This is a genomic window from Streptomyces sp. NPDC093600 (assembly GCF_044764755.1).
Lineage (GTDB): Bacteria > Actinomycetota > Actinomycetes > Streptomycetales > Streptomycetaceae > Streptomyces.
The window spans coordinates 1-22,825 of the sequence record NZ_JBIWIU010000004.1 but is presented as its reverse complement, the minus strand read 5'-3'; the positions used below and the strand labels follow the sequence as shown (position 1 = coordinate 22,825).

The 22,825-nt window shown below is 73.2% G+C and carries 15 protein-coding genes; 9 read left to right on the top strand and 6 right to left on the bottom strand.

Annotation, left to right across the window (positions count from 1 at the left end):
- The first annotated feature begins 73 nt into the window (after window positions 1-73).
- Entirely contained in the window at window positions 74-4,957 is a 4,884-nt protein-coding gene (locus ACIRB4_RS12780; RefSeq protein WP_403290516.1) for a hypothetical protein, read from the top strand.
- Between the two features lie 136 nt (window positions 4,958-5,093).
- Here the strand turns inward: ACIRB4_RS12780 and ACIRB4_RS12775 are convergent, their stop codons facing one another.
- Window positions 5,094-5,516 carry a hypothetical protein gene (locus ACIRB4_RS12775; RefSeq protein ID WP_403290513.1) on the bottom strand — a complete coding sequence of 141 codons (423 nt, stop codon included), beginning with the start codon at window positions 5,514-5,516 and terminating at the stop codon, window positions 5,094-5,096.
- 408 nt (window positions 5,517-5,924) lie between these two features.
- On the opposite strand from ACIRB4_RS12775, the gene ACIRB4_RS12770 reads away from it, so the two are divergent.
- From ACIRB4_RS12770 to ACIRB4_RS12755, 4 genes are read left to right on the top strand one after another with little or no spacing between them, the layout of a single operon-like run.
- Window positions 5,925-8,816 (top strand): nitrate- and nitrite sensing domain-containing protein, encoded by a 2,892-nt coding sequence (locus ACIRB4_RS12770; protein WP_403290510.1) that lies wholly within the window; start codon window positions 5,925-5,927, stop codon window positions 8,814-8,816.
- Window positions 8,813-9,241 carry a roadblock/LC7 domain-containing protein gene (locus ACIRB4_RS12765; protein WP_403290508.1) on the top strand — a complete coding sequence of 143 codons (429 nt, stop codon included), beginning with the start codon at window positions 8,813-8,815 and terminating at the stop codon, window positions 9,239-9,241. Before ACIRB4_RS12770 ends, ACIRB4_RS12765 begins: the two co-directional genes overlap by 4 nt.
- A 20-nt stretch (window positions 9,242-9,261) precedes the next feature.
- On the top strand, window positions 9,262-9,723 hold the full coding sequence (locus ACIRB4_RS12760) for a DUF742 domain-containing protein (RefSeq protein ID WP_403290506.1): 462 nt from the start codon (window positions 9,262-9,264) through the stop codon (window positions 9,721-9,723).
- The gene (locus ACIRB4_RS12755; protein WP_403290503.1) at window positions 9,704-10,312 is read left to right on the top strand and encodes a GTP-binding protein; all 609 of its coding nucleotides are present in this window, start codon (window positions 9,704-9,706) and stop codon (window positions 10,310-10,312) included. The genes ACIRB4_RS12760 and ACIRB4_RS12755 overlap by 20 nt, the downstream gene beginning before the upstream one ends.
- Window positions 10,313-10,473: 161 nt before the next feature.
- Here the strand turns inward: ACIRB4_RS12755 and ACIRB4_RS12750 are convergent, their stop codons facing one another.
- On the bottom strand, window positions 10,474-11,328 hold the full coding sequence (locus tag ACIRB4_RS12750) for a M15 family metallopeptidase (RefSeq protein WP_403290500.1): 855 nt from the start codon (window positions 11,326-11,328) through the stop codon (window positions 10,474-10,476).
- Between the two features lie 59 nt (window positions 11,329-11,387).
- Here ACIRB4_RS12750 and ACIRB4_RS12745 point away from each other — a divergent pair, with 59 nt between their 5' ends.
- Window positions 11,388-11,888, top strand: a complete 501-nt coding sequence (locus ACIRB4_RS12745; protein WP_403290498.1) for an NUDIX domain-containing protein — start codon at window positions 11,388-11,390, stop codon at window positions 11,886-11,888.
- A 37-nt stretch (window positions 11,889-11,925) separates the two neighbouring features.
- On the opposite strand, the gene ACIRB4_RS12740 is transcribed toward ACIRB4_RS12745, so the two are convergent.
- Window positions 11,926-14,280, bottom strand: a complete 2,355-nt coding sequence (locus ACIRB4_RS12740) for a glycoside hydrolase family 31 protein (protein WP_403290495.1) — start codon at window positions 14,278-14,280, stop codon at window positions 11,926-11,928.
- Window positions 14,281-14,494: 214 nt separating this feature from the next.
- Here ACIRB4_RS12740 and ACIRB4_RS12735 point away from each other — a divergent pair, with 214 nt between their 5' ends.
- The gene (locus ACIRB4_RS12735; RefSeq protein WP_403290493.1) at window positions 14,495-16,465 is read left to right on the top strand and encodes an acetoacetate--CoA ligase; all 1,971 of its coding nucleotides are present in this window, start codon (window positions 14,495-14,497) and stop codon (window positions 16,463-16,465) included.
- 85 nt (window positions 16,466-16,550) lie between these two features.
- On the opposite strand, the gene ACIRB4_RS12730 is transcribed toward ACIRB4_RS12735, so the two are convergent.
- Window positions 16,551-17,870: an aminotransferase class I/II-fold pyridoxal phosphate-dependent enzyme gene (locus ACIRB4_RS12730; protein WP_403290490.1), complete on the bottom strand. Its 1,320-nt coding sequence runs from the start codon at window positions 17,868-17,870 to the stop codon at window positions 16,551-16,553.
- 46 nt (window positions 17,871-17,916) lie between these two features.
- Between ACIRB4_RS12730 and ACIRB4_RS12725 the strand changes: the two genes are divergently transcribed.
- Entirely contained in the window at window positions 17,917-19,179 is a 1,263-nt protein-coding gene (locus ACIRB4_RS12725; protein ID WP_403290487.1) for an MFS transporter, read from the top strand.
- 22 nt (window positions 19,180-19,201) lie between these two features.
- On the top strand, window positions 19,202-20,098 hold the full coding sequence (locus ACIRB4_RS12720; RefSeq protein ID WP_403290485.1) for a hypothetical protein: 897 nt from the start codon (window positions 19,202-19,204) through the stop codon (window positions 20,096-20,098).
- A 66-nt stretch (window positions 20,099-20,164) separates the two neighbouring features.
- On the opposite strand, the gene ptsP is transcribed toward ACIRB4_RS12720, so the two are convergent.
- Window positions 20,165-21,835 carry a phosphoenolpyruvate--protein phosphotransferase gene (ptsP, locus tag ACIRB4_RS12715; RefSeq protein WP_403290483.1) on the bottom strand — a complete coding sequence of 557 codons (1,671 nt, stop codon included), beginning with the start codon at window positions 21,833-21,835 and terminating at the stop codon, window positions 20,165-20,167.
- Between the two features lie 83 nt (window positions 21,836-21,918).
- Window positions 21,919-22,368 (bottom strand): PTS glucose transporter subunit IIA, encoded by a 450-nt coding sequence (locus tag ACIRB4_RS12710; protein ID WP_403290480.1) that lies wholly within the window; start codon window positions 22,366-22,368, stop codon window positions 21,919-21,921.
- Between the last annotated feature and the right edge of the window lie 457 nt (window positions 22,369-22,825).

Here is a 22,825-nt window from a genome sequence, read left to right as displayed (position 1 = left end):
GACCGTCTCATCACGGCCAAAAACGCCGTCACGACCGCCTCATCACCGAACCAGTCGACGAGAGTCCGCCGCCATGTACGAGTTGTCCCGGGTCCGCCTCTACTCCATCGGTCCCGCCGGTGCGCGTTACGCCGACACCGTCCTGGACCTGCGCGGAGTCGGCGCCCCCGTGCCACAGCCCGCCCCCACCCAGGCGGAGTTCTTCGAGGAGGAGCCGGTCGGCCCGCCGCGCCGCCCCGCCCCCGCGGGCGTCCTCTTCCTGGAGAACGGCGGCGGCAAGTCCGTCCTCCTCAAGCTGATCTTCTCGGTCATGCTCCCCGGCCACCGCAACACCCTCGGCGGCGCCAGCTCGGGCGTGCTGCGCAAGTTCCTGCTCGCCGACGACTGCGGTCACGTCGCCCTGGAATGGCAGCACACCCTCACCGGCGAACTCGTCGTCGTCGGCAAGGCCAGTGAATGGCGCGGCCGCCAGGTCTCCAACGACCCCCGGAAGTTCGCCGAGGCGTGGTACTCGTTCCGCCCCGGCCCCGGCATGAGCCTGGACTCGCTGCCGGTCGCCGAGTCGACCTCCGTACGCCCGCCCGCCGAGGGCGCCTCCGGCGCACGCGGCCGCCGCCGCACCATGAAGGGCTTCCGGGACGCCCTCACCGAGGCGGGCAGGACCTACCCCCACCTGGAGGTGTACTGGGAGGAGATCCACGACCGCTGGAACGAGCACCTCGGCGACCTGGGACTCGACCCCGAACTCTTCCGCTACCAGCGTGAGATGAACGCCGACGAGGGCGAGGCCGCCGGCCTCTTCGCGGTCAAGAAGGACTCCGACTTCACCGACCTGCTGCTGCGGGCGGTCACCGACACCCGCGACACCGACGGCCTCGCCGACCTGGTCAGCGGCTTCGGCAACAAACTCGGCCGGCGCGCCGAACTCACCGCCGAACGCGACTTCACTGCGGGCTCCGTCGACCTCCTCGGCCGCATCGTCGAGGCCGCCGACACCCGTGCACGCGCGCGTGACGTCCATGCCGCGGCCGAGCGCCGCACCCGCACGCTCGCCCGCAGGCTGTCCGTCCGGGCCGCCGAGGAGCGCGGCCGCGCCGCCGAACTCGCCCAGCAGGTCACCTCGGCCGCCCACGCCGTCTCCGAGGCGGAGGCCGCGCGCGGGCGCAGCTCCCTCATCGCCGCCGAACTCGCCTACCGCCACGCCTCCCTGGCCCTGGCGGTCGCCGAGAAGGGCGCCGCGTCCCAGCGGCGGGAGCTCACCGAGGCCCGCACGCTCCACTCCGCCTGGCAGGCCACCGAGGTCGTCCTGCGGCACCGCGCGGCGGGCGACCGCTCCACGCGCGTGGCGGCGGCGATCCGCGAGGCCGAGCGGGACGCGGCCCCGGCGCTGGCCGCCCGCGCCAAGGCCGCCGCAGATCTCGTACGGGCCCTGGCCGCCGCGGCCGAGGAGGGCGAGCGCCACGCGGCGGAGGAGGAGGAACGCTCCGCGGCTCTCCAGGAGGCCGGCGAGACCGCCCACAGGGACGCCACCGCCGCCGCGACCGACGCCCAGCGGGCCCGCAGCGAGGCCGGACACCTGCGCCAGCGCCTCGCCGAGGTCGAACAGGAGACCGCCGAGGCGGTACGGGCGGGATGGTTGGACGACTCGGCCCCCGACGCCGACCCGGCCCGCGCCGCCCTGGCCGCCAGCGACGCCGAGAAGACCACGGTCGCCGCCTGGGACGCGGCCCGCGACGCCGCCCGCGCGGCGGCCGACCGCGCCCGCGAGGCCGCCGCCACCGAGGCCCGCGCCGAACTCGCGGCCGCCCGCGCCACGGACGCGGCCGAAGCCGCCGAGCACGCCTACGACGCGGAACGCCGCGCCGCCGAAGCCCTCGCCTCCGACGAGCGCCTCGCCGAACTCCTGAGCCTCCCGAGCACGGGCTCCTCCGTGCCGGGCCAGCGCGCCGGCGAGGGCGCGAACGGCAGGACCACCGGCGGCTCCTCGGGCCCGCAGCTCCCGTCCCAGTCCCCGACCGGCCCGGGCCCGACCGCCCCCGGCGCCACCGAGCCCGGCACACCCCAGGCCCAAGCCGACGACGGCGCCGGTGCCGGCTCCGCCCGTGACCTCGTGGTGCGGCCGGGATCCGCAGCCGATGGGGCGGAGGCGCCCGGCGCCCATACCGCCGGGGCCGCTTTCGGGCTCGTCGCCGACCCGGTCGCCGCTCCCCACGGTCCCCTCACCGTCACCGAGTTCGACCGGTACGCCGACGACCTGCGGCGGATGCTGGAGCAGTCCATCGCCTCCGCCGAGCGCAACCTCTTCGACCTGCGGACCGCCGCGGCCGACGACGCCCGCATCCTCGGGGCCCTCGGCGACGGCGGGCTGCTGCCGCCCGGCCCCGACGTGCTCGCCACCGTCGAGTACCTCGGCGAGCACGGCATCCCGGCCCTCCCCGGCTGGCGCTACCTCGCCCAGTCCGTCGACCCCGCCGACCACGCCGCCGTCCTCGCCGCGCGCCCCGAACTCGTCGACGGCGTCGTGATCACCGACCCCGTCTCGTACGCCCGCGCCCGCGAGGTGCTGGGCTCGGCCGCGCTGCTGCCCCGCTCCGCCGTCGCGGTCGGCACGGCCGCCGCCCTGCTCGCCCCCGTCCCCGGCCCGGAATCCGGCGACGACGCGGGAGTCTTCCTCGTACCGCCGAACCCGGCCATGCACGACGAGCACGCCGCCGACGAGGAACGGCACGCCCTGCGGGCCCGCGCCGCCGCGCGCGACGAGGAGATCCGTACGCTCGCGGCCTGCCTCACCGGGGACCGTTCGCTCGCCGCGCGGATCGGGTCCTGGCGGGCCGACTGCCCGCCCGGCATGCTCGCCGAACTCGCCGCCGGCGCCGCCACCGCGCGCGAGACCGCGGAGGCGGCCGCCGCCACGCTCGCCGAGGCCCGGACGGCCCGCGCGGAGGCCGACGAGGCGGCCGCCGACGCCGCGCGCGTGCGGGACGAGCGCCAGGAGGCCGCTCAGCGCGCTCGCCGCGTCGCCGACGCGCTCGCCGGCCTCGCCTTCCGCCTGCGCGAACGGTCCGCCTGGCAGGCCAAGCTCCGCGAACTGGCCGACGACGCCGCCGAGTCCGAGGCCCGCGCCCAGACCTGTCTGGAGCGCGCCCGCGCCGCCGACGAGGACCGCCGCGCCGCCCAGCGCGCCGCCGATGACGCCCACCGCACCGCCCGCGCCCTGCGGGCCGAGCGCGCCGAGATCGCCGGTGCCCCCGACCAGCTCCCGGAGCCGGACGCCGACGCCCCGCGCGCCGCGCTGCCCACGCTCCGCGAGGCGTACCGCGCCGCGTCGCAGCTGTACGAGAAGGTCGGCGTCGGCGCGGACCTGCGCGCCGAACAGGCCCGCGCCGAGAGCGACGAGTCCGCCGCACTCGCCGAGCTCGACCGGCTCACGAACAAGGTCCGTACCCGCGCCGAGCAGCTCCTCGAGTCCACCGACGGCGCCGACGGGCCCTCCCGTCAGGCCGCGGCGGCCCGCGCCGAGTCCCTCGTCCAGATGCTGGAGACCCGGGCCTCGGAGGCGAGCGAGAAGCTCGGCCGGCTCCGCGGCGAGGCGGAGCGGCTGGCCCCCGAGGACGGCGAGTCGCACACCGAGCTTCCCGAGGAGCTGATCCCCGCCGACGCCGAGCACGCCCAGGTCCTGCTCCGCTCCGCGACCACCGAACTCGCCTCCCTTACCGACGCGCTGGAAGCCGCGCGCACCGCGCACGCCGGCCTGCTGCGGGCGCACCGCGCCGCCGAGGACGCGGCGGGCGGCTTCGACGAGACGGCGGCGCTCCTGCGCGACCTGCTGCGCGACCACGCGGAGGAGGAGCGGCAGGAGACCGAGCCGTACCCCGGCACCCTCGAAGAGGCCCGGCACACCGCCGCCGAGGCCCGGCGCTCACTGCGCGGCTGCGTCGCCGAACTCTCGGCGGCCGACGCCTCCGTCCGCGAGGCCAGCGACATCCTCGTCCGGCACGCCAACTCCTCCCGCTACGAACAGGTCCGCACCCCCGCCCGGCAGCAGATCCGCGAACTGCCCGCGGCCGCGCTGCCCGAGCACGCCGCGAAGTGGGCCGAGGCGTTCGCGCCCCGGCTGCGCGTCCTCACCGACGAGCTGGAGCAGCTGGAGCGCAACCGCGACTCGATCGTCGACCGGCTGCGCGGTCTGGTGGAGTCCGCGCTGGCCACGCTCCGCTCCGCGCAGCGGCTCTCCCGGCTGCCCGAGGGGCTGGGCGAATGGTCGGGCCAGGAGTTCCTGCGCATCCGCTTCGAGGAGCCGGACCAGGCCACGCTCACCGAGCGGCTCGGCGAGGTCATCGACGAGGCGACCCGCGCCGCCGTCAAGAAGAACTCCGACCTGCGCAGGGACGGCATGTCCCTGCTGCTGCGCGGGGTGCAGGCGGCGCTCGAACCGCGCGGCATCGCGGTCGAGATCCTCAAGCCCGACGCCGTGCTCAGGGCCGAGCGCGTTCCCGTCGGTCAGATGGGCGACGTCTTCTCCGGCGGCCAGCTGCTGACCGCCGCCATCGCCCTCTACTGCACGATGGCCGCGCTGCGCTCCAACGACCGGGGCCGCGACAAGCACCGCCACGCCGGCACCCTGTTCCTCGACAATCCGATCGGCCGGGCCAACGCCACGTACCTCCTGGAGCTCCAGCGCGCCGTGTCGGACGCGCTGGGCGTCCAACTGCTCTACACCACCGGTCTCTTCGACACCACCGCACTGGCGGAGTTCCCGCTCGTCATCCGGCTCCGCAACGACGCGGACCTGCGGGCGGGGCTGAAGTACATCAGGGTCGAGGAGCACCTGCGGCCGGGTCTGCCGCAGCAGAGCACGGAGGGCGAGACCATCCACGGCGAGATCACGGCGACCAGGATGTTCCGCCGCACGCCCGCGGAGGACCCGCGGCCGACGACAGCGGACCAGCCGGCCTAGCCGGAAACGCCCACCGCGCGAGACGTACGAACGGCCCGGCCCCCCCAAGGGGACCGGGCCGTTCCGCACGCGCCGTTCCGCACGCGCCGTTCCGAATGCGTCACGCCAGACCGCGGTCATCCCGGACCGCGTCGTCTCAGGCCGCTTCCGACAGCCTCGCCGTCTCCGTCCGCCGTATGTCCGCGGGCCCGCGCCCCGGATCGACCTCCGGCGCCTGCGCCGCCTCCTGTGCCTGGCGCCGCTCGCGCCGCAGCTCACGAGCCGTACTGCTCGGCTCCGACACCACGCCGTTCCGCTGCCGCCACACCTGACGCGTCACCCACACATCGAGCACACTCCAGGTCGCGACGACCGTGCTGGCCACCGAGGTGAGCAGCATCGGAAACGCGAGCCACGAACCGCTGACGGCGGCGAAGAAGGCCACCATCGCCTGTATCAGCGTCACCGACGTGAGCAGCACGGCTCGTACGGCGGCGGTACGCACCGGATCGGGCAGCCGGCTCCGGCCCTTCTCGTCCTCCACCCACAACTGACGCGATGACCGCGCCTCATGTTCCATGGTCCTGTCACTCCCCACCGCTGAACGTCTCCCAGGGTGGCTGCTGCCCGTCTTGAGCCGCTTTACGCGGACACAACCCCCCGTTACTGAATGACGATCGCCAAGGGGAAAAGGTTTCCCCTCCCGCTTCACCGGAACGAAAAATTCCAGCCATCCGCGCAGCGTGACGAGGTGACCTCCGGCCAGGTGTCCTCCACCACTCGCCCGAATGCCAACTCCCCGATACCAGGACAACTCATGATCAACGCTCACTCGGGAGGCTGAAAATCGCACGGACACGCCTTCGAGTTGGCTGTGATGCAGTAGTAGGCTCGCGCAGCGTTTGTCGAATGTGAAGGTTGACGCCGTGTGTTGACGCGTCGACAAGAAGGACCTCCGCGCCGGGCGGGGGCCGAGCTGGGGGAGGCCATGCGCTTTCGCGGGAAGTCCATCCGCCGGAAGATCGTGGCGTTGCTGCTCGTGCCGCTCCTCTCCCTCACCGGCCTCTGGGGTTTCGCCACGACGCTCACCGGCCGCGCGGCCGACCAGCTCCTCGACGTCGGCTACATCGTCGAGAAGGTCGGCTACCCCCTGGAGGACACCGTCCGTGTCATCCAGAAGGAACGCCGCCAGTCGCTGATCTACCTCGCCGACCCGCGCGCCTCCGAAGCGCTCACCACCCTCCGCGAGCAGCGTGAGGCCACCGACCGGCAGATCGCCCGCATCCGCGAGAACGCCGCCGACTCCGGCGTACGCGAAGAGATGCGCCCCGTCACCTCCCAGCGGCTCACCTCCCTGCTCGCGGCGCTCGACGGTCTCGACTCGCTGCGCCGCTCCGTGGAGAACCGCAGCATCGGCCGGATGCAGGCCCTCGACTTCTACAACCGGCTCGTCGATCCCTGCTACGGCTTCCTGCTGACCCTCCACGCCCTGGAGAACGTGGAGATGGACAAGCAGGGACGCGCCCTGGTCGGCATCGTCCGCGCTCGTGAACTCCTCTCCCGCGAGGACGCCCTCGTCATGTCGGCGCTCATCGCCGAGCGCGTCACGGCCCCGGAGATCCGTGCCATCTCCGACCTCATCGCGAACCGCAAGCAGTTCTACGACGTCAGCCTCGAAGTCCTGCCGACCGCCGAGCGCGAGCGGTTCGAGCGCTACTGGGGCAGCCCCGACACCGAGCCGCTGCGCCGCGCCGAGGAGGACCTGGTCCTCGCGGGCGCGACCGAGAACCCGCGCACCATCACCGCCGAACGCTGGGCGGAACGAGCCAGTCCGGTCCTGGACGACCTGGCCCGCGAGAACACCGAGGCTGGCGACCGCTATCAGGAGCGTGTCCAGCCGGCCGCGTACAGCGTCCTGCTCAAGGCGGGAATCGCCGGCGTCGTCGGCTTCCTTGCGCTGCTCGTCTCCGTCGTCGTCTCCGTCCGGGTCGGCCGTGACCTCGTCCGCGACCTGCGCCGACTCCGCAAGGAGGCCCAGGAGGTCTCCGGCGTCCGCCTGCCCAGCGTGATGCGCCGGCTCGCCGCCGGTGAACACGTCGACGTCGAGACCGAGGTGCCGCACCTGCGGTACGAGGAGGACGAGGTCGGCCAGGTCGGCCAGGCCCTCAACACCCTCCAGCGCGCCGCCGTCGAAGCGGCCGTCAAACAGGCCGACATGCGCCGCGGTGTCTCCGAGGTCTTCGTCAACCTCGCCCGCCGCAACCAGGTGTTGCTCCACCGCCAGCTCACCCTCCTCGACACCATGGAACGGCGCACCGAGGACACCGAGGAACTCGCCGACCTGTTCCGTCTCGACCACATGACCACGCGTATGCGCCGCCACGCGGAGGGCCTGGTGATCCTCTCCGGCGCCGCCCCCTCCCGCCAGTGGCGCAAGCCCGTCCAGCTCATGGACGTCGTACGGGCCGCCGTCGCCGAGGTCGAGGACTACGAGCGGATCGAGGTACGGCGCCTGCCCCGCCTCGGCGTGGGCGGCCCGGCCGTCGCCGACCTCACGCACCTCATCGCCGAACTCCTCGAGAACGCCACCGTCTTCTCGCCGCCGCACACCGCCGTGCAGGTCCTCGGCGAGCGCGTCGCCAACGGCTTCACCCTTGAGATCCACGACCGCGGCCTCGGCATGACCCCCGACGCCCTGCTCGACGCGAACCTCCGCCTCGCCGAGACCCCCGAGTTCGAGCTCTCGGACACCGACCGCCTCGGCCTCTTCGTCGTCAGCCGGCTCGCCCAGCGCCAGAACGTCCGGGTCTCGCTCCAGCCCTCGCCGTACGGAGGGACCACCGCGGTCGTCTTCATCCCGGCCGCGCTGCTCACCGACGCTCCCGAGACGCAGGGCGCGGGCTTCCGCCTGGACCGCAAGAGCCTCGACCAGAAGGGCGGCCCCGGGCACGGGACGGGCCCGGGCGACCCCGCCGAGCTGCCGGCCCGGCGCGCCGCGCTCACCACGGTGCCGCAGGGCGGTTCCCTCGACGGCGTGCACGAGGGCCCTCTCAACGGCCCGGTCGAGCTCGAAGCGCCGCTCGGCACCGCCGGCTTCGACGACCTGCTCGACCGGTCCGCCGACCTGCTGGACACCGAGAGCGAGCGCGGCGGCCTCTTCCGCCCGCGCGCCCCCCGGCGCCGCGGCGGTCTCGCACCCGCGCCCGACGGCGATCAGCACCAGCATGCCGCGGATCCGGCGGCCCACCAGGTCCCCAGCCATGGCCCCGGCAAGGCACACGGTCGCGGACCCGCCCGGACACGGGACGGCCGGACCCGCGAGGACCGGAAGCGTGAGGACCGGACGCGTGACGAGGCGCGGGGTGCCGGCCCCGTACCGCTGCCCCGGCGCCAGCCCCCGACGCTCGTGGTCGACCACGGCCGCCGCGTCGACGAGCCGGGCCGCGCCCATCCCGCGTCCGCACAGGAGGCCGGAGGTGCCATGGCCCCGCGGACTCCGCCCGTGCCGGAACGCGGCACTCCGCCGCTGCTGGTCCCCGTACCGCCCGACGGCTCCGCACCGACGGACGACTCCGTGCGACGACCCGACGGCTCCGTACGGCCCGAGGACTCAGTACGGGCCGACGGCCCCGCGCCGTTCGGCGGGCTGCCCCGACGGGTCCGCCAGGCGAGTCTGGCGCCCCAGCTGCGCGAGACGGGCGAACGCACGGACGAGTGGGTGGCGCGGACATCCACCGGCCGGACCGACGCGGACTTCGAGCGCGACGCCGACGAAGTGCGCAGCCGCATGGCGTCGATGCAGCGCGGATGGCAGCGCGGACGACGGCAGAACGACGAGACGACAGCACCAGGAACGACACCCGAGGGGGACGGTCGATGACCGCACCGAACGCCGCAGCACCCAGCACCTCCGGAAACGGCGAGCTCAACTGGCTCCTCGACGAGCTGGTCCAGCGGGTCGGATCCATCCGCAAGGCCCTGGTGCTCTCCAGCGACGGGCTCCCCACCGGCGCCTCCGCCGACCTGACCCGCGAGGACGGCGAACACCTCGCCGCCGTCGCCTCCGGCTTCCACAGCCTCGCCAAGGGCGTCGGCCGCCACTTCGAGGCGGGCAGGGTCCGCCAGACCGTCGTGGAACTGGAGGACGCCTTCCTCTTCGTCACGGCGGCCGGCGACGGCAGCTGCCTGGCCGTCCTCGCGGACGCCGAATCCGATGTCGGCCAGGTCGCGTACGAGATGACGCTGATGGTCAAGCGGGTCGGAGCCCACCTCGCGACGGCGCCTCGGTCGGGTTCGTCCGCCTGAGAACGAGTTGGGGGGACGGTATGAGTGACACAGACCAGCAGGACCAGGAAAGGGCCCCGGACCAGGGCCAGGACGGGGCCCCGGGCCAGGGCCAGGGGCCGGAACGGCCCCACCACTGGTTCGACGACGAAGCCGGGCCGGTGGTCCGTCCGTACGCGATGACCCGCGGCCGGACCAGCGCCGCCACCCGCCACCGCCTCGACCTGATCGCCCTGGTGGTGCCGGAGCCGGCGGCCGACGACCCAGGCCGCGACCAGACGCTCTCACCGGAGCACGTGGAGATCGTCGAACTCTGCTCCGAGACCCCCCAGTCCATCGCCGAACTCGCCGCCGGGCTCGATCTCCCGGTCGGTGTCGTACGTGTCCTCGTCGGCGATCTCGTCGAGGACGCACTCGTCCATGTGACCCGCCCCGTTCCGCCGGCCGAGCTGCCGGACGTGAGCATTCTCCGCGAGGTGATCAATGGCCTTCGGGCGCTCTAGCCGCAAGAAGCCGCTCGTCGAACCGGTGACCTTGAAGATCCTGGTCGCGGGCGGCTTCGGGGTCGGCAAGACGACCCTCGTCGGCGCCGTCAGCGAGATCCGGCCGCTGCGCACCGAGGAGTTCCTCAGCGAGGCGGGGCGGCCCGTCGACGACGTGCACGGCGTGGAGACGAAGTCCACCACCACGGTGGCCATGGACTTCGGCCGCATCACCCTGCGGGAGGACCTGGTCCTCTACCTCTTCGGCACACCTGGCCAGGACCGCTTCTGGTTCCTCTGGGACGAGCTGGCGCAGGGCGCGCTCGGGGCGATCGTCCTCGCGGACACCCGGCGCCTGGAGGACAGCTTCGCGGCGATCGACTACTTCGAGCGGCGCGGGATCCCGTTCACGGTGGCGGTCAATTGCTTCGAGGGCGCCCAGCGGTTTCCGGCGGAGAGCGTACGCGGGGCGCTGGACCTCGACCCCGAGGTGGAGCTCCTGATGTGCGACGCGCGCGACCGGGAGTCCGTGAAGAACGTACTGGTGGCGGTCGTGGAGAACGCCCTGGTCCTGGCGGCGGACCGCACGCCCGCACCCGCCACGACCTGATCCGCCCCGCACCCGCCACGACCTGGGCTTCGTTCCCGCGGGTACCCGATCCGCCCCGTGCCCGTCGGCTGAGAACCGTACGGCCCCTTTCCGCGTCCTTCCAGGCGGCACGGGCGGCCGGGACCCACGGGGGTGGCCCCGACCGCCCCTGCCGAACCGTCTCAGCGCCCGGCCACCGACCGCCGTGCCACCGGGAAGTCGAAGAACGTGTCCGGATACGGCTCCGGCTTGAACGTGAAGTGCCACCACTCCTCGGGCAGGTTCACGAACCCCTGCTCCGCCAGCGTCGACCTCAGCAGCTGCCGGTTGGCCCGCTGGGCCCCCTGGATCCGGGCGTCATCGGTGTGCGAGAGCGTGTCGAAGCAGTCGAACCCCGTTCCCATGTCCACCGAGTTGTCGGGGAAGCGCTCGGCTCGCGGGGCGTGGCACTCCACCAGCGGCTCGCCCGGCACGTACGGCCGCGTGGGCGCGGCGGGCAGCTTCACGATCGTCACATCGACCGTCGAGCCGCGGCTGTGCCCGGACTTCTCCGCGATGTAACCGTCCGCGAACAGGCGGTCCTTCTCGACCAGCGGATAGAACTCCTTCTTCATCCGCTCGTCGTCGAGATCCTTCGCCCAGCGCACGAAGTGGTCGACGGCCCGCTGCGGCCGGTAGCAGTCGTAGACCTTCAGCGAGTAGCCCCGCGTCAGGAGCTTCACCTGCGCACGGTGCAGCGCCTCGGCGGCGGGACGGGTCAGGATGCACAGCGGCTGCCGATAGCCGTCGATCGGCTCGCCCACGAAGTTGTGCTCCGTGGTGTAGCGCATCTCCTGGATGATCGTCCGGTCCACCGAGCTCAGCGCCACGAACTCCTTCGGAGCCTTCGGCTCCGGCGCGGCCCGCGCGGACGGTTCGGCGGCAAACGGTTCTGCTGCGGACGGCACGGCGGCCGACGGTACGGCGGCGGTGACGGCGAACAGACCGGCCACGGCCAGCGCGCCGAGGGTACGGAAAGCGGAAGCAAGTCCTGTCATGTGCACCGTCTATCAGGTTCCACGGGGCGCGGGAAAGAGTGATCGCATACGGTCCTGCCGTGAAGGACTCCCACTGCTCCGCCTGCGGCGCCCCCTACGGCGAGGCCGCCCTCTGGCCCCGTACCTGCTCCGTCTGCGGCTCCGTCGCCTACCGCAATCCGCTGCCCGTCGCCGTCGCCCTCCTCCCGGCGACCGACGCCGCCGGCACCGGACTCGTCGTCATCACCCGCACGATCGAACCCCGGCGAGGCTGCGTCGCCCTGCCCGGCGGCTTCATCGACCACGCCGAGGACTGGCGTGACGCCGTCGTCCGCGAGCTGCGCGAGGAGACCCGGATCGATGTGCCGGCGGCCGAGGTGCGCCTCGCCGACGCGCTCAGCTCACCGGCCGGACACCTCCTCCTCTTCGGCCTCCTCCCGCCCCGCCCCGCCGCCGACCTGCCGCCCTCCGCCCCGACGGACGAGACGAGCGGCTGGCACCTGCTGCACGCTCCGGCGGAACTGGCCTTCCCCCTCCACACGGAGGCGGTACGGCGCTGGTTCGGGGGGATGTACGGCTGAAGGCTCCCGCCGCTCCCGGATTCCGGGGCGGCCCGGCTCACCCGTCGACACCCCGCACCCGGACCGGCAGCTCCACTTCCCGCACCCCGTCGTCCGTCACCCGCTCCACCACCACCCGGCCGTCCGCCCACCGCGACGCGTACCGCTCGATCTCGGCCGGCTCCCAGCCGTCCCCGGTGTCCCGCACGACAAGACCGCCACCGGTCCGCCCCACCGCCGGCGCCCAGACCTCCAGCTCCAGCTCGTCGCCCCAGCCCCGTACCGGAATCACCGCGCCCGCGCGCGCGAGCACCGGGACACGGGACAGCGGCGCGTCCACAAGCACCTGCCCCGGCCCCTCGTACGCCCGCCCCGTCGCCGTGTCGTACCAGCGACCGCGCGGCAGCCGCACCGCACGCCGGTCGGTGCCCCCGGACAGCACCGGTGCCACCAGCAGCGCGTCACCGAGCAGGAACGCGTCCTCGCAGTCGCGCAGCGCCCGGTCCTCCGGCGCGCCCCACCACACCGGCCGCACGTACGGCGCCCCGGTCAGCCGGGCGAGCCGCGCCAGGGTGACGAAGTACGGCCGCAACCGCTCGCGTTCGGCCAGGGCCACGCGCGCGTGCGCCAGAACCTCCGGGCCGAACTCCCACGGCTCGCGCCGCCCCGCGTCGATCGCCGCGTGCGTACGGAACAGCGGCAGCCACGCCCCCAGCTGGAACCACCGCAGGAACAGCTCCGGGGACGGATCTCCGTCGAAGCCGCCCACATCGGGCCCCGAATACGGCACCCCGCACAGCCCCAGCCCCAGAACCAGCGACAGCGACGCCCGCAGACCGGGCCACCCGGTCGACACGTCCCCCGACCAGGTCCCGCCGTAGCGCTGCATCCCCGCCCACCCCGAACGGGAGAACAGGAAGGGCCGCTCCGCGGGCCGCAGCCGGCACAGCCCCTCGTACCCGGCGCGGGCCATGGTCAGGCCGTACACGTTGTGCGCCTCGCGATGGTCGCCGCCGCGGCCCTCCAGCGCGTGCCGGGCCGAACGCGGCAGCGTCTGGTCGCCGAAGGGGGCGAAGGAGACCGGCTCGTTCATGTCGTGCCAGACGCCGGAGAACCCCTGCGCGAGCCGCTCCTCGTACAGACCGCCCCACCACTCCCGTACCGCCGGATCGGTGAAGTCCGGATAGGCGCACTCGCCCGGCCAGACCAGCCCGCGCACCTCCTGGCCACGCCCGTCCCGTACGAACGCCCCGGCGGCGCTCCCGCTGTCGTACACGGCGTTCCCCGGCTCCGCCTTCACGGCGGGGTCCACGATCGACACCAGCCGCACCCCCTGCTCCCGCAGGTCGGCGGCCAGCCCCGGCAGATCGGGAAAGCGCTCCCGGTCCACCGTGAACACCTGGTGCCGGTCGTAGTGATCGATGTCCAGATGCAGGACGGAGAGCGGCAGATCCCGCTTGCGGTAGCCGTCCACCACCCGCCGCACCTCCCGCTCGCTGCCGAACCCCCAGCGCGCGTGCTGCGGCCCCAGCGCCCACGAGGGCGGCAGCGCCGGAGCGCCCGTCAAGGCCGCCCAGCCGTGGAGCACGCGCGCGGGGGTCCCGACCACCACCCAGCAGCGCAACGGCCCCCCGTCCATGCGGACCTCGCTGGTCCCCGGCCGGTCGTGCCCGGAACCCGCCCCCTCCTCACCTTCGGTGAGGGTGACCCTGCCGTCCCAGGAGTTGTCGTGGAACGCCAGATGCGTCCCGGCGTCCGAGACGACGAACTGCACCGGCATGGTGATGTACAGCGGATCGTCGCCGGCGGAGAAGCTCCCGTGCGGATCGGTGTTCCACAGCCGGTACGAACCGTTCCGCAGGCGCGGCCCGCCCGAGCGGCCGCCGAGACCGAAGAACCGCGCGTCCGCGGGCACCTCACTGCGCTGCACCCAGCGCGCCGGCCCGCCTCCGACCGGCTCCCACCACCGCGGCGGCAGGTCCCGGCGCAGCACCACCCCGCCCGGCGTCCGGACCTCCACGGCGCCGTGCCGCGACACCGCGACCGTCACCCGCTCCGACACCACCCGCCAGCCGCCGTCCGTGTCCGGCTCCAGCGCCGCCCGCGCGTCCGGCTCGGGCGGCTCGCCCGCCAGCGCGTACGAGGGAAGCGGCTCGGCGCCGTCCCACCCCCAGAACACCGTGCCCCCGGCCGACACACTGATCCGCAGCGCCGAGCGGGCGAAGTGGACGGTCCCACCGCCCGGCGCGGGCACCGCCTCGCCGACCGGCCCCGGCACCCGGGCCCGCTCCCTCCCCCTCGGCGGCAGCCCCCGCGCGTCCGCCCGCCGCTGCCGCCACGCAGCGCGCACCGCCCGCAACCCCTGCACCGATCCGAACACCTTCATCGAACGCACCAGCTCACGACCGTCCATGGCGCTCACCCTGCCATCGGGCAACCCGCGCGCGAGCTCCGTTCAACTGCCGTTCACCCGTGGTGGGAGCACATATTCAGCTGCCGGACCATGGGCGGCGAAACCTGGTGCGAAAGCCGCTCCCATGGCATCGTCCCTGTCAGCCGCGTCACGCGCACACCCCGCACGTGCGCGCGACCCACGCAGACCCCGCGTACGCCCAGGGAGCCGCCCCATGACATCAGCGCACACCGAGCCGCTCTGGCAGCCGGACCAGGAACGTATCGCCGCCGCCGCGGTCACCCGTTTCCAGTCCTGGGCCGCCGAGCACCACGGAGCCCCGGCCGAGGGTGGGTACCCGGCCCTGCACCGCTGGTCGGTCGAGGAGCTGGAGTCGTTCTGGCAGGCGGTCGCCGAGTGGTTCGACATCCGGTTCGCCACGCCGTACGAGCGCGTCCTCGGCGACCGGTCGATGCCGGGCGCCCAGTGGTTCCCCGGAGCCACCCTCAACTACGCCGAGCACGCCCTGCGCACCGCCACCGAGCGCCCCCATGACCCGGCCCTGCTCCATGTGGACGAGACACATGAGCCACGGCCGATCAGCTGGGGCGAACTGCGCCGCCAGGTCGGCTCGCTCGCGGCGGAGCTCCGCGCCCTGGGGGTCCGGCCCGGTGACCGGGTCAGCGGCTATCTGCCCAACATCCCCCAGGCCGTCACCGCTCTGCTGGCGACCGCCGCCGTCGGCGCGGTGTGGACCTCCTGCGCGCCGGACTTCGGGGCGCGCAGCGTCCTGGACCGCTTCCAGCAGGTGGAGCCGGTGGTCCTGTTCACGGTGGACGGCTACCGCTACGGCGGCAAGGAGCACGATCGCCGCGACACCGTCGCCGAACTGCGCGCCGAACTCCCCACGCTCCGCGCGGTCGTCCACATCCCGCTGCTCGGCACGGAGGCGCCCGAGGGCGCCCTGGAGTGGTCGGCCCTCACCTCGGGCGACACCGACCCGCTCTTCGAGCACGTCCCGTTCGACCACCCCCTGTGGGTCCTGTACTCCTCCGGCACGACGGGCCTGCCGAAGGCGATCGTGCAGTCCCAGGGCGGCATCCTGATCGAGCACTTCAAGCAGCTGGGCCTCCACTGCGACCTCGGGCCCGGGGATGTGTTCTTCTGGTACACCTCCACCGGCTGGATGATGTGGAACTTCCTCGTCTCCGGCCTGCTCACCGGCACCACGGTGGTCATCTACGACGGCAGCCCGGGATACCCCGACACCGCCGCCCAGTGGCGGGTCGCCGAACGCACCCGCGCCACCCTGTTCGGCACCTCCGCCGCGTACGTCATGGCCTGCGCGAAGGCGGACGTCCACCCGGGCCGCGACTTCGACCTCTCGGCGGTCAGGTGCGTCGCCACCACCGGCTCACCGCTCCCGCCCGACGGCTTCCGCTGGCTGCACGACGAGGTCCGCGAGGACCTGTGGATCGCCTCCGTCAGCGGTGGCACGGACGTCTGCTCCTGTTTCGCGGGCGCCGCCCCGACCCTGCCCGTGCACATCGGCGAACTCCAGGCGGCCGGCCTGGGCACGGACCTGCAGTCCTGGGACCCGTCGGGCAAGCCGCTGATCGGCGAGGTCGGGGAGCTGGTCGTCACCAACCCCATGCCGTCCATGCCGATCCGCTTCTGGAACGACCCCGACGGCAGCCGCTACCGCGACAGCTACTTCGAGATGTTCCCGGGCGTCTGGCGCCACGGCGACTGGATCACGATCACCGACCGCGGCTCCGTCGTCATCCACGGCCGCTCCGACTCCACCCTGAACCGCCAGGGCGTCCGGATGGGCTCGGCCGACATCTACGAGGCCGTCGAACGCCTCCCCGAGATCCGGGAATCCCTCGTCATCGGCCTGGAAGAGCCCGACGGCGGTTACTGGATGCCGCTCTTCGTCCACCTCGCGGAGGGCGCGTCCCTGGACGAGGCGCTGATCTCCCGAATCAGGCGGACGATCCGCACCGAACTCTCCCCGCGCCACGTCCCGGACGACATCATCGAGGTCCCCGGCATCCCGCACACCCTCACGGGCAAGCGCATCGAGGTCCCGATCAAACGCCTCCTCCAGGGCACCCCCCTCTCGAAGGCGGTCAACCCCGGCTCGGTCGACAACCTCGCGCTGCTCTCCTTCTACGAGAAGCTGGCCGCGACCCGCCGGACATAGGTCGCGGCCCTGGGCAGGCGGCGCGGGGCGGTGAGGCCGGGGGAGGCCCCCTGCGTCGCCTGGGGGAGGCCCGGGGGCGCTCCCCTCACCCCCCGTACGTCGCCTGCGATTCCCCCAGCACCGCCGCGAAGTCCCCGGCGAGCCGCCCCGCCTCCTCCGCCCCCAGCACCGCCGCCGTGATCCGCACGCCCGTACCCGTCCTGATCCGGAACCGCGCCCCGGCCGCGACCCACCATCCGCGCGTCCGCAGCCCGTTGACCACCGCCGACTCGTCCCGCACCGGCACCCACACATTGAGCCCGCTCGCCCCGACCGCCGCGATGCCGTGCCCCGCCAGCGCCTCGATCAGCGCCGCCCGCCGCGCCGTGTACGCCGTCTCGCCGCGCGCCACCAGGCGCCGCACCTCCTCGTCCGTGAGAAGCCGCGCCGCGGTCTCCTGCAGGACGTGACTGATCCAGCCGGACGTCATCAGCATCCGCCCGTCGTGCCGTGCCAGGGTCACCGCGTCGCACGCGACCCCCGCCCACCGCAGGTCGATCCCCAGATGCTTGGACGCCGTCCGCACCTGAGCCCACCGCTCCAGACCGGCCGCCGCCAGCGTGTACGCGGACACCCCCGAGATGTCCGCGTTGTGGTCGTCCTCCACGACGAGGACCTCCGGGAACTCCCCGAGCACCGCGACCAGCTCGTCCCGCCGCCGCCGCGTGACGTAGGCGCCCGTCGGGTTCTGACCGCGCGGCGTGCACACCACCGCCCGTACACCCGACCGCAGCGCCGTCCGCAGGGCGTCCGGCACCAGCCCCTCCGTGTCGACCGCGACCGGCACCATCCGCAGCCCCAAGGCCGGTACCAGGTCCAGCAGATGATGGAAACCGGGGTCCTCGACCGCCACCGCGTCACCCGGCCGCAGCTCCGTCGACAGCAGCCGCGCGACGCAGTCCAGGGCTCCGTGCGCGAACGTCACATGCTCCGCCGGGACCCCGTCCCGCGCGAACCAGGCCCGGGTCAGCTCCTCCAGCCTGCCCAGTCGCGGCGACGCGCGATGGGACCCGTAGACCGGTGCCACCCGCGCCGGAGGTCGCAGTTCGGGCAGGAACGCGGGATCCGGGTGGCCGCCCGCGAGGTCCACGAGCCCCTCCGGCACGCGCGGCGGCCGCCGCGAGGCGACGGACGGCGCCTCCGCCACCACGGTCCCCCCGCGCCCCCGCGTGACCACGACCCCCCGCTGCCGCAGCTCCCGGTACGCCGTCGCGACCGTGCCCGGACTGACCCCCAGCTCCTCCGCCAGCCGCCGCACCGGAGGCAGCGCGTGCCCCGGCCCCAACCCGCCCTCGGACACGCCCCGTTCCACGGACGCGGCAATTCCCTTGGCCGTCGCCCCGACAATCGAATATTGTGCTGCCACGTACTGAACTATGTATCAATACAAAAGCAGAGTCAAGGGGGACCGCGTGAGCCGCGCATCGCTGAAGAACCGCATCCCGGGAGGTGTCGACGGCCGCCGCATGCTGCTCATCGGCTTCATCGACAAATGCGGCACCGGCCTGTGGGCCACCTCCATCGCCCTCTACTTCACCTACGTCTCCGGCCTCGGCCTCGGCCAGGTCGGCCTCCTCGTCGCCGTCTCCGGCGGAGTCGGCATCGCCGGCGCACCCCTCGCCGGACGCCTCGCCGACCGCTTCCCCGTCACCCGCGTCCTCATCGGCTGCCAACTCCTGCGCGCCGCCTCCCTCCTCGCCCTCCTCACCACCGACAACTACGCCCTGCTCGTCCTCTACTCGGCCGTCGGAGCCCTCCCCGACCGCGCCACGAACGTCCTCACCAAGCTCTACGCCGCCCGCATCGCCGGCCCGGAACGCGTCCGCTACCAGGCGATCAGCCGCACCGCCGGAAACCTCGGCTGGGCCGTCGGCGGCCTCGGCGCCGCCGCCGCCCTCTCCGTCGCCACCAGCACCGCCTTCCAGCTCCTGCTCGTCGGCAACGTCGTCTCGTACGTCGTGATGGCCGCCCTCACCCTGCGCTGCACCGAACCCCCGGCCCCCTCCCGCGTCGCGGCCACCTCCGCCACCGGCGCCCCGAGCGCCAAGCCCGCGGGCCCGTGGCGCGACCGCACCTTCCTGCTCTTCACCGCCACCGAGGCGGTCATGTTCCTCGACGACACGATCCTCCAGGTCGCCCTGCCGCTCTGGATCGTCCACGCCACCGACGCCCCGGTCGAACTCGCCCCGCTGCTCCTCGTCCTCAACAGCGTCCTCGTCGTCCTCTTCCAGGTCCCCCTCGCCCGCTTCGGCGCCACCACCGAGGCGGCCCGCCGCCTCCTCGTCCCGCTCGCCTGCCTCCTCGCCGTCGGCACCCTGGCCCTCGCCGCCTCCGCCTACGCCGGCCGCACCCTCGCCATCACGGCACTGGTCGCCGCCGCCGTCGCGCTCACCTTCGCCGAGATCCTCCACGCCACCGCCTCCTGGGAACTCTCCGTCGCCCTCGCCCCCGACGACGCCCAAGGCGCCTACCTCGGAGTCCACGGACTCGCCCCGGCCACCCAGCGCTTCGGCGGCCCGCTCCTCCTGACCGGCGTGATCTCCGCCGGCCCACTGGCCTGGCCGATCCTCGGCGCCGCCCTCGTCGCCACCTGCGCCGCACAGAGCCGCCTCGTCCGCCGACGCCTCGACAAGGAGTCACTGTCAGTGCCCGCCGCTACGGTGAGTGAGCAGTGATCGACAGCGCCCAGGGGGAGACATGGCACAACCCGGCACCACCACATCCATGCGCCGCGCACTGCGCCGCGAAGTACCCAGCACCGTCGGACTCCTCGCCGACGAGGACGACTTCGCCGCCATGCGCCGGTACACCACCTTCCGCTTCGACGACCACCCGGCCTACCTCCGGCAGGTCGAGGGCCTCCTCAAAACCCTGGCCGCCCAGGGCGGCCACACCACCGTCGCCCTCTTCGACCCCGACGAGTACGCCGCCTACTGCGACGAGACCGGGCTCGACCCCGACCACCCCGCCAGCCGCAGCCGCTACACCGCCGAACTGGCCGCCACCGGCGCCCGCGTCCCCTACACCGGCCAACCCATGACCACGCTCGTCCCCACCTTGATCGACACCGCCGTCCGCCGCGCGACCTGGGAGTACGCCACGATGCTCCTCGCCGACACCGGCCCCTGCGCCGAATGCGGCCAGGACATCGGCCAAGCCGCGTTCGACCGGGCCGCACGCCTGCTGACGCGGCTCCTCGAAGTGGCCGGCCCCGGCACCCACCACCTCGTCTGCAGCGTCCCCGCCGCGGACGAACAGCTCCTCGCCCTGCTCCACACCACCCGCGACGAGCAAGGACCGGCGCATCTCGACACAGCCGAGGGCGCCGAGTTCGTCACCGTCCTCGCCACCGGCATCGCCCTCGACAGCCCCGGCGGAGTGGTCCTGCGCACCACGACCCGCGGCGCCCGCGACCGGCTCCACGGCTGGCGCCTCACCCACGGCAACCTCCTCCCGCTCACCGAGGCGGAGGTCTTCAACGCCTACTGCACCGACGCCCGCACGGGAGAGCCCATCGCCCCCGAGCCCGGCGTCGACTACCGCGCCGGCTTCCCCCTCGCCCCCGAGGACGAGGACGGGCCGTTCCCCCACTGACGCCGAAGGGGCTCCCCGCCACCGATGTGACGGGGAGCCCCTTCGATCGACGCACGACTGCCGGGATCACTCCCCGGACAGCACCGCCTGCGCGGCCAGCCGGGCCTCGTCGGCCGTGTCCGCCGCACGCGCGGCCGCGGCCGCGCGCTCGCACTGAGCCAGCGTGTACTTCGCGAGCGTCGCCCGCACATAAGGAATGGACGCGGCACCCATCGACAGAGAGGTGACACCCAGACCCGTCAGCACACAGGCCAGCAGCGGATCCGAAGCGGCCTCGCCACAGACACCACAGCTCTTGCCCTCGGCCTTGGCCGCCTCGGCGGACATCGCCACCAGGTCGAGCAGCGCCGGCTGCCACGGGTCCTGCAGCCGCGAGACCGCACCGACCTGACGGTCGGCGGCGAAGGTGTACTGCGCCAAGTCGTTGGTGCCCAGCGACAGGAACTCCACCTCCTGCAGGATCGAACGCGCCCGCAGCGCGGCGGAGGGGATCTCCACCATCGCGCCGAACTTCGCCCGCAGCCCGGCCTCACGACACGCGTCGGCGAAGGCCTTCGCGTCCGTACGGTCCGCCACCATCGGCGCCATGACCTCGAGGTACACCGGCAGCCCCTCGGCGGCCTTCGCCAGCGCCGTCAGCTGCGTACGCAGCACCTCCGGGTGGTCGAGCAGCGTCCGCAGACCCCGCACACCCAGAGCCGGGTTCGGCTCGTCCGCCGGCGTCAGGAAGTCGAGGGGCTTGTCGGCACCGGCGTCCAGCACCCGCACCACGACCCGGCCCTCGGGGAAAGCCTCGAGCACCTTGCGATAGGCCTCGATCTGCTTCTCCTCCGACGGCGCCTTCTCACTGTCGTCCAGGAAGAGGAACTCCGTACGGAACAGACCGACGCCCTCGGCCCCGGCCTCCACCGCGGCCGGCACATCCGCCGGACCGCCGACGTTGGCCAGCAACGGCACCTTGTGACCGTCCGACGTCGCGCCGGGACCACTGGAAGCGGCGAGCGCCGCCCTGCGCTCGGCGGCGGCCGCGGTCAGCCGCGCCTTCCGGTCCTCGCTCGGATTCACGAAGATCTCGCCCGTGGAACCGTCCACCGCGATGACCGTGCCCTCACCGATCTCACCCGCACCCGGGAGCGCCACCACGGCCGGCACACCCAGCGCCCGCGCCAGGATGGCGCTGTGGCTGGTCGGCCCGCCCTCCTCGGTCACGAAGCCGAGCACCAGCGCCGGGTCGAGCAGCGCCGTGTCGGCCGGAGCGAGGTCCCGCGCGATCAGCACGTACGGCTCGTCACTGTCCGGCACACCCGGCATCGGCACACCCAGGAGCCGGGCGACGATCCGGTTCCGCACGTCGTCGAGGTCGGCCACCCGCCCAGCCATGTACTCGCCGGCACCCGCGAGCAGCTCGCGGTAGTGCGAGAACGCGTCGTAGATACCGCGCTCAGCCGTGCTGCCGACCGCGATCCGGCGGTCGACGTCGGCGATCAGCTCCGGGTCCTGGGCGATCATCGCCTGGGCCTCCAGCACGTGCTGTGCCTCGCCTCCGGCCAGATTGCCGCGCGCAATCAGGTCGGCAGCCACGGCTTCCACGGCCTGGCGGGCGCGCCCCTGTTCGCGCTCCGCCTCCTCGGCGGGAATCTGCTTGGCCGGCGGCTCGAGAACGGCCGTTCCCATGTGCCGGACCTCGCCGATCGCCACTCCGTGGCTGACGCCGACGCCTCGCAGCGTTGTCTCCATCTCACCCGTCTCCGAATAGAGCGGCGGCACCCGGCCGCCGCGATGAATGTCGAACCGTGACCGCCAAGAGGACGGCCCCGACGTCACTTCCAGCCGAAGAGCTGGTCGCCGGCCTTCACTTCGCCGTCCTCGACGACGTCGGAGAGGGAGTCGACCGTGGCCTCCAGGGCCACGACGGGGCAGATGGGGGACTTCCCGGCAGCCTCGACCTCCGCCGGGTTCCAGCGCACGACGGCCTGTCCGCGCGTCACGGTGTCCCCCTTGTTCACAAGCAGCTCGAAGCCCTGCCCGTTGAGCTGGACGGTGTCGATCCCCAGGTGGGTCAGCACACCGTGGCCTTCGCCGTCGACGACGACGAACGCGTGCGGGTGCAGGGAGACAATGACGCCGTCGACCGGCGACACCGCCTCCGAGGCCTCACGCTCGGGGTCGATCGCGGTACCGGGACCGACCATGGCGCCGGAGAAGACGGGGTCGGGTACTGCAGCGAGACCGATGGCGCGTCCAGCAAGTGGCGACGTCACGGTTGTCATGGGAAGCCTCCCAGGGGCGGAGATGGTGTGGCGCCGTCACTACCTGTCCTGGACGGCGTACTGTTCAGAAGCGTATGTCATGAGAAGTCCTAGTTCCGCACGATACGTACCAGTTGGCGGACCTAGCGACTACCCGGAAACGATTTGCCTCTACTGACGGTGGGATGTACTGTCGTACCTCTGCTTGACCCCAACGCGACGTTGAGTCGTGGGTCGGCAGCACCTATCGAGCCCGATCCTAACCCCAGTGGTCTACACCTCTGCATGCGCTGCGGAGGGAGTGGTCAGGGGGAGCGGAAAAGCCTGGTAGTGTTTGACCCCGCCGCAAGGGAAAGCGCGAAAAGCGAATTCCCGGAACGGCAAGCCCGCTCCAGCGGGTGGCGGAAACGGAAAACGGATCTGCTAAGCTGGAAACACGAAAGACCGAAGGGAAAAGCCCGGAGGAAAGCCCGAGAGG